This window comes from Streptomyces sp. NBC_01363, from assembly GCF_026340595.1.
GTDB lineage: Bacteria > Actinomycetota > Actinomycetes > Streptomycetales > Streptomycetaceae > Streptomyces.
On record NZ_JAPEPF010000001.1, the window covers coordinates 4,217,117 to 4,231,801 of the forward strand.

General features: G+C 73.3%; 12 protein-coding genes. 8 read left to right on the forward strand and 4 right to left on the reverse strand.

Features of this window, described 5'->3' with window-relative positions:
* Positions 1 to 7: 7 nt before the first annotated feature.
* Positions 8 to 1,567, reverse strand: a complete 1,560-nt coding sequence (locus OG611_RS19415; protein WP_266421664.1) for a CdaR family transcriptional regulator — start codon at positions 1,565 to 1,567, stop codon at positions 8 to 10.
* Positions 1,568 to 1,671: 104 nt separating this feature from the next.
* Between OG611_RS19415 and OG611_RS19420 the strand changes: the two genes are divergently transcribed.
* The 5 genes from OG611_RS19420 (at position 1,672) to OG611_RS19440 (ending at position 8,310) form a co-directional block, all read left to right on the forward strand.
* Positions 1,672 to 2,718, forward strand: a complete 1,047-nt coding sequence (locus tag OG611_RS19420; RefSeq protein WP_266421665.1) for a DUF917 domain-containing protein — start codon at positions 1,672 to 1,674, stop codon at positions 2,716 to 2,718.
* Positions 2,715 to 4,055 carry a hydantoinase/oxoprolinase N-terminal domain-containing protein gene (locus OG611_RS19425; RefSeq protein ID WP_266421666.1) on the forward strand — a complete coding sequence of 447 codons (1,341 nt, stop codon included), beginning with the start codon at positions 2,715 to 2,717 and terminating at the stop codon, positions 4,053 to 4,055. The genes OG611_RS19420 and OG611_RS19425 overlap by 4 nt, the downstream gene beginning before the upstream one ends.
* 95 nt (positions 4,056 to 4,150) lie before the next feature.
* Positions 4,151 to 5,593 (forward strand): cytosine permease, encoded by a 1,443-nt coding sequence (locus tag OG611_RS19430; RefSeq protein ID WP_266421667.1) that lies wholly within the window; start codon positions 4,151 to 4,153, stop codon positions 5,591 to 5,593.
* Positions 5,594 to 5,648: 55 nt separating this feature from the next.
* Positions 5,649 to 7,244 (forward strand): hydantoinase/oxoprolinase family protein, encoded by a 1,596-nt coding sequence (locus OG611_RS19435; protein ID WP_266421668.1) that lies wholly within the window; start codon positions 5,649 to 5,651, stop codon positions 7,242 to 7,244.
* On the forward strand, positions 7,237 to 8,310 hold the full coding sequence (locus tag OG611_RS19440) for a DUF917 domain-containing protein (RefSeq protein ID WP_266421670.1): 1,074 nt from the start codon (positions 7,237 to 7,239) through the stop codon (positions 8,308 to 8,310). Before OG611_RS19435 ends, OG611_RS19440 begins: the two co-directional genes overlap by 8 nt.
* 113 nt (positions 8,311 to 8,423) lie before the next feature.
* Here OG611_RS19440 and OG611_RS19445 read toward each other — a convergent pair whose 3' ends face one another.
* The 3 genes from OG611_RS19445 to OG611_RS19455 form a co-directional block, all read right to left on the reverse strand.
* Entirely contained in the window at positions 8,424 to 8,867 is a 444-nt protein-coding gene (locus OG611_RS19445) for an SPW repeat protein (RefSeq protein WP_266421673.1), read from the reverse strand.
* Between the two features lie 99 nt (positions 8,868 to 8,966).
* On the reverse strand, positions 8,967 to 9,989 hold the full coding sequence (locus tag OG611_RS19450) for an ADP-ribosylglycohydrolase family protein (RefSeq protein WP_266421676.1): 1,023 nt from the start codon (positions 9,987 to 9,989) through the stop codon (positions 8,967 to 8,969).
* 56 nt (positions 9,990 to 10,045) lie between these two features.
* Complete coding sequence (locus tag OG611_RS19455) at positions 10,046 to 11,569, reverse strand: molybdopterin-dependent oxidoreductase (protein ID WP_266426036.1); 1,524 nt, start codon at positions 11,567 to 11,569, stop codon at positions 10,046 to 10,048.
* A gap of 277 nt (positions 11,570 to 11,846) precedes the next feature.
* Here OG611_RS19455 and OG611_RS19460 point away from each other — a divergent pair, with 277 nt between their 5' ends.
* The 3 genes from OG611_RS19460 to OG611_RS19470 all read left to right on the forward strand — a co-directional run bounded on the left by OG611_RS19460 (position 11,847) and on the right by OG611_RS19470 (position 14,678).
* Positions 11,847 to 12,509 carry a PadR family transcriptional regulator gene (locus tag OG611_RS19460; RefSeq protein WP_266426039.1) on the forward strand — a complete coding sequence of 221 codons (663 nt, stop codon included), beginning with the start codon at positions 11,847 to 11,849 and terminating at the stop codon, positions 12,507 to 12,509.
* Positions 12,510 to 12,888: 379 nt separating this feature from the next.
* Complete coding sequence (locus tag OG611_RS19465; RefSeq protein ID WP_266421678.1) at positions 12,889 to 13,902, forward strand: ATP-binding cassette domain-containing protein; 1,014 nt, start codon at positions 12,889 to 12,891, stop codon at positions 13,900 to 13,902.
* Positions 13,899 to 14,678 carry an ABC transporter permease gene (locus OG611_RS19470; protein WP_266421681.1) on the forward strand — a complete coding sequence of 260 codons (780 nt, stop codon included), beginning with the start codon at positions 13,899 to 13,901 and terminating at the stop codon, positions 14,676 to 14,678. Before OG611_RS19465 ends, OG611_RS19470 begins: the two co-directional genes overlap by 4 nt.
* The last annotated feature ends 7 nt before the right edge of the window (positions 14,679 to 14,685 follow it).

Genomic DNA, 14,685 nt, shown 5'->3' on the forward strand with positions numbered 1-14,685 from the left:
TCGCTCCTCAGGTCCGGTGCGCCGGGGCCGGGGGTGTCCGCGGCGGGCCCGGCTCGTTCGGGGGAGCGGACAGGCCCGCGCGGCAGGCCAGTTGGAGGGCGAGGCGGACATCCGGCTCGTTCAGATCGGCGCCCGTCAGCTGGACGATCTTGCGGATGCGGGCGCCCACCGCGTTCCGGTGCAGATGGAGCGCGTCGGCGGCGCGGGCGGGCGAGTTGTTGTGGTCCAGGTATCCCTGCAGCGTGCGCAGCAGCGGCTCGGCGCGTTCCGGGCCCAACGCCAGTACCGGGGCGAGGAGTTCGCTGACCGCCTCGCGTGCCGTGTCGGAGGCGTACCACTCCAGCAGCATCCGGTCCAGGCCCACCGCGTCATGCGCCGCCACCACCGGCCCGGCACCGCGCGGCACCGCGGCACGGGCCTCGCGGGCGGAGGTGCGGATGCCCAGCGGGCCCCGGTGCGGTGAGCCCACGCCGCAGCGCAGACCGGCCTCCGGGCGCAGTCCGGCCAGCCGGTCCACCACCCGGCGGGCACGGGCCAGGGTGGCGCGCCGCCCGTCCGACCCCGGGTCGGCGGGCCAGGTGCTGAGCAGGACCAGGGCGTCGTCGACCAGCGCGGCGTTCCACTGGACGGTGTCGGCGGCCTGCGGCGCGGGGGCGGACGGGGCGGCGGCGGTGCCGGGGAGCGCCGCCGCCCCGTCCCAGGTGCGCAGCAGGGTCAGCGCCTGGGACATGACCGCGTCCAGGGCCTTCGGCCGGTTCGAGGCGTCGAGGCCGCCCGCCTCCACCCGCAGTGCGATGTGCCAGCCGTCCACGGGCAGCGCGAGCGCCCGGCCCCGGGCGGCCAGTCGGGCGGCCTGGTCCTGCGGGGCCACGAGCAGCTCGGCGAGCAGCCGGCCCCGGGAGCGCACGGGAACGTCTCCGTGGCCGCCGCCCGCCGCGGCGAGGGCCGCCAGCGCGAGGACGGAGCGCACCGCCGCCCCCGCGTGACCGGGGCGGGCGGGGGCCGCGAGCCGGATCTCACCGTCCGGGCCCGCGGCGGTCGCACCCTCCTCGCCCGGACCCGCGGCGCGCAGCTCCACCGGTACGCCCAGGGCGCGGCCCGCCGCCGCGGCCACCCGGTCCGGGTCACCCGCGACGGCCGTCACCTCCCGCGCCGCCGCCGCGACCCGGGCCAGTGCGTCCGCCGCGGACCCGGCCACCGCCCGCTCCACGGCCACCACCAGAGCCGCGAGGTCCCCGTCCGCGTACAGCACCGCGACCCGGCCCCGCTCGGCGAGCGCCCGCGCCGTGGCCGTCACCTCGGCGGGCAGCCCGTGCGGTGCCTCGGTCACGCCCGTCAGGACCAGCGCGGCGGCCCCCGCCGCGGCCGCGTCCCGCACCGCCACATCCAGCAGATGCCCCGGCACCGGGGCCAGCAGCACGGCGACCGTCCCGGCGGGGATGGCCGCGAGCCGGTCCGGGCGCGGCTCCAGACGCACCCCCGTGACCTCCCCCGCGTCGAGCGGGCCCACCAGCGGGCGGACCGCGTCGAGTCCGGGGGAGGAGAGGAGTTCCAGGATGTTCGCCATCCCTCCAGTGTGCTGCAAGCCGGTGTGCTGCACGCACACCCGGCCGCGGATTCACGGGCCGATGGCCCATGGGGAGCGCGATCCGTCTCCGTACGCTGGGATTCATGCACGTGGACGCCGGAGCACTCGCCGACTTCGCGCGGGGCTGTGCCGTCCTCGGATCAGGGGGCGGCGGACCCGCCGATGTGACCCTTCCCGTCGCCGGACAGGCGATCGAGGAGTGCGGTCCGGTGCCCGTCGTCGACCCGGCCGCACTCCCCGCCGACGCGCTCGTCATGCCCGTGGGGCTCGTGGGGTCGCCCGCCGTCGCCGCCGAACGGATCGGCGGCCGGGACGAACCCGCCCGGCTGCGCGCCCGCTTCGAGGCCTTGCACGGTGCCCCGGTCGCCGCGGTCATGAGCAGCGAGATCGGTGGCCTCAACGGCTGCGTCGCCGTCGCCTGGGCGGCCCGGCTGGGGTTGCCGCTGCTCGACGCCGACTCGATGGGCCGGGCCTTTCCCCGCATGGACCAGAACGTTCTCGAACTGGCCGGACTGCGCCCGGGACCGGCCGTGCTCGCCGACGAGCACGGGCACACCGTCGTGGTCGACGACGTCGACGGCGCACACCTCGAACAGTTCGCCCGCGCCGCCGTCGTCGCCTTCGGCGGGCGCGCCGCGTCCACCGACTACCCCCTCACCGCCGGGCAGGCGGCCCGGCACGCCGTCGCCGGATCGGTCACCCGCGCACTGGCCCTCGGCCGCGGCGAGGGCCCGGCGCCGCTGCTGACCGGCAAGGTCTCGTCCGTCCGGAGGTACGCCACCGAGGGCGCCGACGGCGACGACGCCACCGGTGTCCTGCTGGAGGGCGGCGGCCCCGACGCGGGCCGGCTGGTGCTCGTCGAGGCCCGCAGCGAGTTCGTCGCGGCCCTGGAGGACGGCACCCCGCTGGCCGTCGTACCGGACGTCATCGCCCTGGTCGACGTGGGGACCGGCTGGGCAGTCCCGGTCGAGGAGGTCCGTTACGGGCTGCGCGTCCATCTCGTCACGCTCCCCTCGGACCCCGCCTGGTACACGCCCGAGGGCCTGCGGCTGGCGGGCCCGTCCGCCTTCGGCCTCGCCGGTCTTCCGGACGCCGCGGGCGAACGCCGGGTCCCGGGAGGCACGCCATGATCCTCGGAGTGGACGTCGGGCCCACCAACACGGATGCCGTGCTCCTCGACGGCGACCGGGCGGTGCGGGCCGTCAAGGTGCCCTCGGTGACCGGTGACGCCGTCGGATCGCTCGCCGCCGCCGTCCGCGCGCTCCCCGCCGAGCTGCGCGGCCGGGCCACCCAGCTCGCCGTGGGCCTGCGGGTCGCCGCCCGCGCGGTCAGGGAACGGGACGGGCTCGCCCGGGTCGGAGTGCTGCGGGTCGGGGGCGCCGCCGCCGATGCCGTGCGGCCGCTCTTCGGCTGGCCCGGGGCGCTGCGCGACGCCGTGTGCGCGGGCACCGCGAACGTCGGGGGCGGCGGTGGTCTGGCACCCCGTGACACCGTCCCGCTCGACCGGGACGCCGTCGCCCGGTTCGGCGCCTCGCTGGCCGGCCGCGCCGAGGCGTTCGCCGTCACCGCCGTGTTCTCGCCCGTCGACGGCGGCCAGGAGCGGGAGGCCGCCGAGATCCTGCGCGCCGAGGCGGGCCCCGACACGACCGTCCTGCTCTCCAGCGACGTCGGCATCCTCGACCTGCTGGCCCGCGAGAACGCCACGGTGCTCGACGCCGCCCTGTCCGTGCTCGTGGCCCGGGTCGCCGACGAGCTGACCGCCACCCTGCCCCGCCTCGGCCTCGCCCCCGGCGCCACCGTCCTCGTCACCCGCAGCGACGGCACGCTGATGAGCCTGGAGTACCTGCGCCGCCAGCCCGGACTCAGCCTGGGCAGCGGACCCGCCTGCACCATCCGCGGCGCCGGACTCCTGGCCGGGCTCCGGGACGCCGTGGTCGCCGACATCGGTGAACGCCGCGCCCGGGTCGGAGCGCTGACCGGCGGCTACCCGCAGGAGGCCGGACCCGGCGAACGCATCGGCGGCGTCCCGGTCAGCCTGCGCTTCCCCGACCTGATCACCGTGCGCGCCGAGGCCCACCGCGAACTCGCCGAGGCCGCCGACCGGATGCGCCCCGCCGCCGGACCCCTCCCGCTGATCCTGGTCGGCGGCGGTGCCGGCGGAGTACCCGCCGGAGTGCTGGCCGGGTTCGACGTCGTACGGCCCGAACACGGCGGCGTGGCCGGGGCGTTCGGCGCCGCGGCCAGCCCGGTCGGCGGCCACTGCGACCGCATCGTCCGCCGGGGCCCCGGCCGGCGGCTCGACGCCGTACGTGACGAAGTACGCGACCTGGCCCGAGCCGGTGCTGTACGGGCAGGGGCCGATCCCAGGCGCGTACGCACCCACGCGGAGCCGGACCTCCCGGTGCCGTATCTGCCCGGTGCGGTGCTCCTGCGGGCCCGCGCCGTCGGGCCTCCCCTTCCGCTCTGAACCCCGCTCGACGCCCCTTCCCCTCCCCTCCGGAGCAGCCCGGTGCCGTGCTGCTGCGCCCTCCTGCCCGCCCGCTCACCCGAGGACCCGTCCCCATGACCCAGCAGTTCGATGTGGATCAAGAGCCATCCGCACAGACGCAAGCACAGAACCAGGCGCAGACGCGGCAGCAGGACGAGGACTACCCGCTGGAGCGGGTGCCGCGCGCGGCCCGCTACTCCTGGTTCAACGTCGCGGTGCAGCGCTTCGGCCAGCTCTCCGACCTGACGCAGTTCCTGCTGGGCGCCGCGCTCGGCGCCGGACTCTCCTTCTGGGGCGCCTTCTGGGCGTTCACGCTCGGCTCCGTGATCCTGGAGATCGTCTGCATATTCGTCGGCGTCGCCGGCATGCGGGAGGGCCTGTCCACCTCGATGCTGGTTCGCTGGACCGGCTTCGGCCGTTACGGCTCCACCCTCATCGGACTCGTCATCGCGGTCAGCCTGTTCGGCTGGTTCGGTGTGCAGACGGCGGTGTTCGCGGCCGGGCTGCACTCCATCGTGCCCGCGCTGCCGGTCTGGGCCTGGTGCCTGATCTGCGGGCTCGGAGTCACCGCGCTCGTACTGCGCGGCTTCCGCGCCATGGGCTGGACCGCGTTCCTCACCGTGCCCGCCTTCCTCGGCCTCGCGGGCTGGGCGATGATGGTCGAGTTCTCCCGGCACAATGTCGGTGACCTGGTGGCCTCGGCGCCGTTCGGCGCCCACATGTCCATCGCCACCGGCGCGACCATAGTCGCCGGCTCGTACATCGTCGGCGCGGTCACCACCCCCGACATGACGCGCTTCAACCGCAACACCGGCGATGTCGTCAAGCAGACGGTGGTGGGCATCAGCCTCGGCGAGTACGTCCTGGGCCTGGGCGGCGTGCTGCTCGCCTACGCGGTGAAGTCCTCCGACCTGATCGCCATCATCACGTCCTCCTCCGGTGTCATCGGCGTCATCGTCCTGGTCTCCGCCACCGTGAAGATCAACAACTGGAACCTGTACTCCTCGTCGCTCGGCCTGATCGGCGCGGTCGAGCCGCTCTTCAAGGTCCGGCTCAACCGGGTCGGTACGACCGTCACGATCGGTGTGCTCGGCAGTCTCGCCGCGGCCGCCGGAATCCTGGACCGGTTCACCGACTTCCTCACCGTGCTCGGTGTCCTCACCCCGCCCGTCGCCGGGATCATGGTCGCCGAGTACTTCGTGGTGAAGAAGTGGCGGCCGCAGCTGGACGCCTCGCGCGCGGGCGGCCGGCTGCCCGAGACCGAACCCAGCTGGGTGCCGGCCACGATCGCCCTGTGGGCCGCCGCCTCCCTGTTCGGCTGGCTCGGCGACCACTACCAATGGTGGGGTATCCCGGCGCTCGACTCCCTGCTGCTGGCCGGTCTCGGCTATGTCGTCCTCGGCAAGCTCGGCCTGGTGCGCGGGGCCCGTGAGCTGCCGTTCGAACAGCCCGTACGTCCCGCGGCGGCGATCGAGGCGGAATCGGGCACGGCCTGGTCGCCGAAGGCCACCGCCTGACATCCCCGTCCACACGAAGCCCGCCATGAAACCCCCTACGAAAGACAGACACACCATGCGCATCGGAATCGACGTCGGAGGCACCAACACCGACGCCGCCCTTCTGGGAGACGACGACCGGATCATCGCGACCGCGAAGACCCCCACCACCTCCGACATCACCTCCGGCGTGACCGCGGCGATCCGGGCACTCGACCCGCCGATGGAGGCCGTCACCGCCGTGATGATCGGCACGACCCACTTCCTCAACGCGCTGATCGAGGGCGTCCGGCTCGCCCCCGTCGCCGCGGTACGCCTGGGCCTGCCCGCCACGGCGGCGCTGCCGCCGATGACCGACTGGCCGGAGCGCCAGCGGGCGGCCGTCGGCGGGCACGGCTATCTCTGCCACGGCGGCCGGGAGTTCGACGGACGGCCGCTGTCTCCGCTCGACCCCGAGGAACTGAAGCGCACCGCCGCCGACATCGCCGCGCGCGGACTGACCTCGGTGGCCGTCTCGTCGGTGTTCTCCCCGGTAGCCGAGGAGGACGAGCGCCGGGCCGCCGAGATCCTCGGCGCCGAGCTGGGCCCCGGCGTGCACTTCTCGCTCTCGCACGAGCTCGGCCGGGTCGGACTGCTGGCCCGCGAGAACGCCACGATCATCAACGCGGCCCTGCGGGATCTGGCGACCGCGATCGTGGAGTCGTTCGCCAAATCGCTCGCCGAGGTGTCGCTGACCGCCCCGTTCTTCCTGTCGCAGAACGACGGCACACTGATGGACGTGGACTTCGCCCGCGCCTACCCGGTGGCCACCTTCGCGTCGGGGCCCACCAACTCGATGCGCGGAGCCGCCTTCCTGTCCGGACTCGGCGACTGCGCGGTCGTCGATGTCGGCGGTACCACCGCGGACGTCGGCATCCTGGCCGGTGGCTTCCCGCGCGAGGCCGCGGGGGAGAGCGAGGCCGCGGGCATCCGTACCAACTTCCGTATCCCCGACGTCCTCTCGCTCGGCATCGGCGGCGGCTCCCTGGTGTCGCCGGACGGCGAGACCGGCCCCCGCTCGGTCGGATTCCGGCTCACCGAGGAGGCGCTGGTCTTCGGCGGTACGACCCTGACGGCGACCGACCTCGCGGTGGCCGCGGGCCGCGCCGACATCGGCGACCGCTCCCGGGTCGCCCATCTGGACCCGGAGTTCACCGCCCGCGCGCTCGACCGGATCGCCGAGCGGCTGGCGGAGACCGTCGACCGGATGCGTACCTCGGCGGGGCCGCTGCCGGTCGTCGCGGTGGGCGGCGGCAGCGTGCTGGTGCCCGCGGCCCTGCCCGGCTTCGACGATGTGCGCCGCCCCGGTCACTTCGACGTCGCCAACGCGGTGGGCGCCGCCATCGCCCAGGTCGGCGGAGAGGTGGACCGGGTCTTCCAGGTCCCGGAGGGGCGCCGGGACTCGGTGCTCGCCGAGGCCCGCGAGGAGGCCGTGGGCCGGGCCGAGAGCGCGGGCGCCCGGCCCGGCACGGTCCGCATCGTCGACGTGGAGGAGGTCCCGCTGGCCTATCTGCCGGGCGGTGCGACCCGGATCCGGGTCAAGGCGGTCGGTGATCTCGACCTGAACGGCATCGGCAGCACCCACGCCCCGGCCGGGGCGCGCGACACCCATGGAGCAGCGTCACATGCGTGAGATCAACCTCGACAACCTGGACGACATCGCGCGCGGCGCGGGCATCCTCGGCACCGGCGGGGGCGGCGACCCGTACATAGGCAAGCTGCTGGCCCGCGAGGCCATCCGCAAGCACGGCCCGGTCCGGCTCGTCGCCTTCGACGAGGTGCCGGCCGACGCGACCGTGGTACCTGTCTCGGGGATGGGCGCGCCGACCGTGCTGCTGGAACGCGTCCCCGCCGGCGGCGAGGAAGTGGCCGCCCTGCGCGCCCTGGAGAAGCACATCGGCCGGGCCGCCACCCACATCGCGCCGATCGAGGTCGGCGGCGTCAACTCCATGCTGCCCATCGCCTGCGCCGCCGAGGCGGGGCTGCCGCTGGTCGACGGCGACGCCATGGGCCGCGCCTTTCCCGAGGCGCAGATGGTGCTGCCCGGTCTGATCGGGGTGGCCAACACCCCGATGGCGCTCGCCGACGACAAGGGCAACAGCATCATCGTCGACGCCGTCTCCAACCACGCCGCCGAGCGCATCGCGCGGGCGGTCTGCGTGGAGCTCGGCTGCCAGATCTCCAGCGCCGACACCGTGATGCGGGGCGACCAGCTCGCCGACGGGCTCGTCCCCGCCACGCTGACGCTTGCCGAACGGCTCGGCTCCGCCGTGCGCGAGGCGCGCGCCGCGCACACCGACCCGGTGCGCGCGGCCCGCACCATGCTGTCCGGCACGCATCTGCTGACCGGCAAGGTGATCGACGTGAGCCGCCGTACCCAGGGCGGCTTCGCCCGGGGCAGCGCCCGGATCGAGGGCATCGGCGACGACGCGGGACGGGTGCTGGAACTCGGCTTCCAGAACGAGCATCTGCTGGCCACCCGCGACGGCGAGACGGTCGCCACCACGCCCGACCTCATCTGCGTGCTGGACACCGACACCGGCGACCCGGTGACCACGGAGGGCCTGCGCTACGGCCTGCGCGTCAGCGTCCTCGCGGCCCCCTGCGACCCGCGCTGGACCACCCCGGGCGGCCTGGCGCTCGCCGGTCCGCGGTACTTCGGGTACGACGTGGACTATCTGCCGTTCCGGCAGAGCTGACCCACGGGCCGGAACACACCGGCGCCCGGCCGGTCCGCTCCCCGCGGGCCGGCCGGGCAGTCCCTTTCGCCGAGTGCTCCCGGCCGAGCGATCCCTTTCGGGCGGTCCCTTCCTCAGACCGCGCGCTTGCCGCTCTTCATGGACACGGCGGCGCAGGCCAGTCCCAGCAGCACGGTCAGACCGCCGATGATGACGTTGTTGAGGACGATGCCGAGGTCGGGGCTGCTGCCGACGATCCACGTCGAGATGATCGTCCAGGCCCCCATGGCGCAGATGGCCCAGCTCAGGCCGTACATGCGCTCCGGCATGACGGTGAACCCGAGGCCCAGCGCGGCGATCGCGATACCCATGATCAGGTTGTGCGTCGCGAGGGTGGGCTGACTTGCCGTGAAGTGCAGCACCCACGGCGAGATGGCGCAGTAGAGACCGACGAGGAACACCGGTGCGTCCACCAGGGCCACGTCGCGGCCACCGAGCATGCGGGCATAGCGATCACGCATTTCGGAAACATCGGGGTGACTGGCCATGTCACGGCCGGTGTGCGAGAGGTTTGACATGGGGTTCGTCTCCTTCGCTCCTGCAGGCCAACCCGCTACTTCTGTGCGATAAGCAGCCTGCTATGCCATTCTGCGCTTATACCGCCCTTATGTGTAGATTTAGGACTCGCGAAAATCCGAGGGAAGCGCACGAGGCTCCGCAGGGACCACGTGAGACTCCGCGGGAAGCGCACACGGTGAGGCACCGTCCAGCCGCCGCGCCAGGGACACCAGACCGGGCGTCCGCAGCACCCGGTCCCCGTACCCCGGCAGCGGCACGTGCAGCGGCTCCGTCCAGCGCGCCGGGATCGCGCCGAAGCCGTACACCGCGCCCGCCAGACCGCCGGTCACGGCGGCGACCGTGTCGGTGTCCCCGCCCACGTCGACGGCCGCCGCCAGGGCGTTCTCGTACGTATCCGTGGTGCGCAGCGCCCACAGTGCGGTGCCCAGGCACGGCCAGACCGCACCGTTGAATTCCGTCGCCGCCTCCGGATGCCAGTCCGGCGCGAGGACGGTGGCCCAGCGCTCCCGGTGGTCCTCGTGCACGCCGTCCAGCGCGCCCGGGACGGTGGAGAGCGGATCGTCGCCGCCCAGTGCCACCCGGATCAGCTCGTGGAGCACGGCGGTGCCTTCCCAGGCGGCCCGGTCGCCATGGGTCAGCGCGGCGATCCGGCGGGCGGCGTCCATGGTCGCCGTCCGGCCCTCCGACGCGAAGTACACGGCGGACGTGGCCGCCCGCATCAGCGAACCGTTGCCCGCCGCACGCCCGCCGACCTGGAAGTGCAGCGCCGCCGCGAGATCCCACGCGTCCCCGCTCGTCAGGACGGCCTCGGTCTGCAGCCCGATGTCCTTCGGATCTCCGGCCGCCCACCGGCAGAACCGACCGAACATGTCGGGAAGGTCGAGGCCGCCCCGCTCCAGCAGGGATTCCGCGACCAGGACGGCCATCTGTGTGTCGTCCGTGGCCTCACCCGGATCCCAGCCGCCGCCCCCGCACATCGTGCCGACGCCGTCCGGGAAGCGGGCCGTGTACACCCCGGCGGGGCCGAACTCGAACGGCGCGCCCAGCGCGTCACCCACCGCCGAACCGACGACGGCGCCCGCCACCCGGTCCTGCCGTTCCACGTGGTCCGGAAGAATCATCCGGTCAGCCTACGGACGACGCCCGCCTCCCGTACGCCGTGGGGGTGTGCCCCGGCTCAGGAGACGTCGACCACCACCGAGTGCCAGCCGGTCGCGCCGTCGGGCACGGTGCCGGTCCGCCGCCCGGTCTGGGTGGCGCCGGTGCCGTCCGTCGCCCGGACTTCGAGGGTGTGGCGGCCCGACGTGGCCGGCCACTTCCAGACCCACTGGCGCCAGGTGTCCCTGCTGTCCTGGGCCGCCAGCCGGGCCGGGTGCCACGGACCGCCGTCCACCCGGACCTCCACCCGTGAGATGCCGCGGTGCTGCGCCCAGGCGACCCCGGCCACCGGCACGGTGCCGGGTTTCGGGGACGCGAGGGCGCGGGGGGTGTCGATCCGGGACTCGGTCTTGACCGGTGCCTGCTGGGCCCAGCTCTGCCTGACCCAGTAGGCGTCGTACGCATCGAACGTCGTCAGCTCGATGTCCTCGATCCATTTGCAGGCCGACACGTATCCGTACAGGCCGGGGACGACCATCCGGACCGGGAAGCCGTGCGCGAAGGGCAGCGGCTCGCCGTTCATGCCGAAGGCCAGCATCGCGTCGCGCCCGTCCATGACCGTCTCGACCGGTGTGCCGATCGTCATGCCGTCGACGGATCGCGCCACGAGCTGGTCGGCGGGCCCGCCCGCCGACGGCGGCCGCACCCCGGCCTCGCGCAGCAGATCGGCCAGCCGTACCCCGATCCACCTGGCATTGCCCACGTACGGGCCGCCGACCTCGTTGGAGACGCAGGCCAGCGTGATGTCCCGCTCGATGGTCTTCCGGCGCAGCAGGTCGTGGAGGCCGACCGTGACGGGCCGGGCGACACCCTCGCCGTGGATCCTCAGCCGCCACCCGGCCGCGTCGAGACGGGGTACGACCAGGGCCGTGTCCACCCGGTAGAAGTCCTTGGCCGGGGTGATGAAGGGGCTCAGACCCCGGATCCGCAGATCGGCGCCGGCCGGGACCGCCGGGGCGGCGGAATCGGGTACGGGCAGGACCAGGTCATGACGTGAGGCGGTGGCCCCGGCCTGGACGGAGGAGGTGAGCCGCCGCCCCAGGAGTCCCGCGCCGGCCGAGACCGCCGTCGCCACGGTCGCTGTGATGACGAAGCCGCGGCGGTCGTAGGCGCCGTACGCACCCTCCGCCGCGTGCGGCGGAGGGTGCGCCGTCGCCAGCCGTCCGGCCAGGAGAAAGAGCACCCCGGCGCCCACCGCGGCGCCCACCACCGAGGGCAGCGCGTCGGGCGCGCTGCCCTCCGGCCGCCCCACCGCTGCCACTGCCCCGACCGCGCCGAAGACCAGGACGGCCGCCGATCCGGTACGGCGGTGGTGCAGCGCCAGCACTCCGACCGCCATGGCGAAGGCCGCCAGCAGCACCACGATGCCCAGCTGCAGCACCAGCTTGTCGCCGGTACCGAAATGCCGTACGGCGAACTCCTTCAGGGCCGGGGGAGAGCGGTCGATGACCGCCCCGCCCACGGCCGTGACCGGCCCCGCCTCGGGACGCACGAGGGCCGAGACCAGCTGGGCGACGGCCAGGGCGCAGAACCCGGCGATCAGTCCGCCGAGCGCGGCGAGGGCGGTGCGGGCTCCGCACGCCCCCTCGGCCCGTGAGGTTCCGTGGCGTTGCGCATCGGCTTCTTTCACGCGGGCTGCCTCCCTGGCGGCGCCTCGGCTCTCCGGCGGCGCTCCGGAGGCGGTAGCGGTACAAAACGGTCAGTGGGTGAGATCCTTCCACGCGGTCGGGAATTCGCGATACATCGTGGTTGACGCGTCTGGGTGAACGCGATATGTTCGCTCACGAGTATTCGATGACGAGGTAAGGGGGGTGGGGATCGTGGCCAAGCGGCGCAAGCTCGGCAATCCGCTGGCGCTGACGGTCATGGTGCTGCTCGCCGAGCGCTCCATGCACCCGTACGAGATCGCCCAGACGCTTCGGCGACGCGGCAAGGAACACAGCGTCAAGATCAATTTCGGCTCGCTCTACACCGTCGTCCAGAACCTGGAGAAGCACGGGTACGTGGAGGTGGCCGGCGTCCAGCGGCAGGGCAACCGCCCCGAGCGCACGCTCTACGGCATCACCGAGGCCGGGCGTGCGGAGATGCTGGACTGGCTCTCCGATCTGCTCGCCGTCCCCGCCGCCGAGTACCCGGTCTTCGAGACGGCGCTGTCGCTGCTGCCGGTGCTGCCGCCGCAGGACGTGGCGGAGCTGATGGAGACCCGGGGGGCGGCGCTGGCGATCCGGGCGGCGGCCCTGCGGGGTGTCCTCGGCCAGCTGGGGGAGAAGCTGCCTCGCGTCTTCGTCATCGAGACCGAATACCAACTGCACATGATCAACGCACAGTTGGAGTGGATCAAGAACTTCCGTACCGAACTCACCGACGAGACGATCAGCGGGATCGAGGAGTGGAAGTCCTTCCACGAGACCGGTGAAGTCCCGCGGGACTGGCAGGACCTGGACGAGCAGGAGATCGTCCTGGACCCGGGGCGGAACGGCTAAGGGCTGTCCCGTAATCCCGGGCGGGCGTGCGACGACAGCCACGGCACCTCGCCGCGTTGTCGGAACGCCCGAATGCATCCAGTATTCGGGCGTCCCTCCGCCTTGCGATGCACCGCATCCGACGCCGCAGGCTGATCCACCAGGGATTACGGGACAGCCCTTAGACGCAGGAAACCAGACAGGGAAAGACCCCGGCGGGAGCTGTTGGAGCAGCGACCGCCGGGGTCTCGAACCCCGAACCGGTCACGCCGTGGAGGCGAGCCGGGCGATCGAGGTGCGGCACACCAAGGATAGCCCGGCGCTCTTCACGCGGATCGGCTCGGCATGCCCGAGTGCTCGGTGCACCCGAGCACCCCGCCGACCGCAGGAGAGCTCCGTCATGAGCACCCGTGCGCCCGCAGTAGCGGCGCGAAACCTGATCAAGACCTATCCCGGCGATGTCACCGCCCTGGGCGGCATGGACCTCACCATCGAGGCCGGCACGGTCTTCGGACTGCTCGGCCCCAACGGCGCCGGCAAGTCCACCACCGTCAAGATCCTGACCACCCTGGCCCGCCCCGACTCCGGCACCGCGACCGTCGCCGGACACGACGTGCTGCGCCACCCCGACCGGGTCCGCCGCGCCATCGGCGTCGTCGCCCAGAAGTCCGGCGCCGACCCGGTCGCCACCGGCCGGGAGAACCTCCTGCTCCAGGGCAGGCTGTACGGGATGCGGGGCGCGGCCGTCCGGCGTCGCGCCGATGGGCTGCTGGACCGCTTCGACCTCGCCGACGCGGGGAACCGCCAGGTCAAGGGGTACTCCGGGGGGATGCAGCGACGTCTCGACGTGGCGCTCGGCCTGGTCCACCGTCCCGAGGTGCTCTTTCTCGACGAACCCACCACCGGACTCGACCCCGAGGCCCGTACGGCGATGTGGGACGAGATCGCCCGGCTGGCCGGCGACGAGGGGCTGACCATCGTCCTGACCACGCACTACCTGGAGGAGGCCGACCGGCTCGCCGAGCGGATCGCGATCGTCGACCGCGGCCGGATCGTCGTCGAGGGCACCCCCGACGAACTCAAGGGTGAACTCCGGGGCGACGCCGTCCACATGGAGCTGCGCACCGAGGGCGACACCGGGGTGACCACCGCCGCGCTGACCGGACTGCCCGGTGTGCACGAGGTGCTGGTCGACGGCCGCCGGGTGAGCGTACGCGCCGAGGACGGCGCCGCGGCCGTCCCCGTCCTGCTCGCCGCCCTGGAGCGGGCCGGCGCGGCGGTCGCCGCCGCCACCGTGGCCCGCCCCTCCCTCGACGACGTCTATCTCCGCTACGCCGGACGCCGCTTCGCCGAGGCCGAAGCGGCGGAGGCCGGGAACACCCCCGCCCCGACCCCCGCCGGAGGAACCCGATGAGCAGCCAAGCACTCGCCCAGACCTGGTACATGACTCGGCGTCAGCTCATGGCGATCATCCGGCAGCCGGTCTTTCTGGTGATCTCCCTGATCCAGCCGGTGATCTGGCTGTTCCTGTTCGGCAACCTCTTCAAGAAGGTCGTCGAGCTCGGCGGCTTCGGCACCACGTCGTATCTCGACTACCTGATCCCGGGCATCGTGGTGATGAGCGCGCTCGGATCGAGCATGTGGGCCGGGATGGGCACCCTGGAGGAGATCGAGCGGGGCACGCTCAACCGTTTCCTGACGACACCGGTCAGCCGCAACGCGCTGATGAACGCCAATGTAGTGCAGAACGGCATCAGTACCGCCGCGCAGTCCGTCATCATCGTGCTGCTCGGCCGGGTGGCCGGGGCCACCTACCCGGGCGGCGCGGGCGGACTGCTGATCCTGGTCGTCGCCTCGGTGCTGCTCGGTACGGTCTTCGGCGCGCTCTCCAACGCCCTGGGCATGCTGGTCCGCCGCCGAGAGTCGATCATCGGCATCAACACCTTTCTGCTGCTGCCGCTGACCTTCCTCTCCTCCTCCTTCATGGCCCCGAGCCAGATGCCGTCCTGGATGCGGCACATCGCTGACTTCAACCCGGTCAACTGGGCGATGGTGGCGGGCCGTTCGGCGCTGAGTGCCGCCCCGGACCAGGGTGTGGTGCTCAGCCGCGGGGGAGCCCTTCTGGTCCTCGCGGTGGTGGCGGTCGGGCTGTCGACCCGTACGTTCCGCTCGTACCAGAAGTCCGTCTGACGGGCGC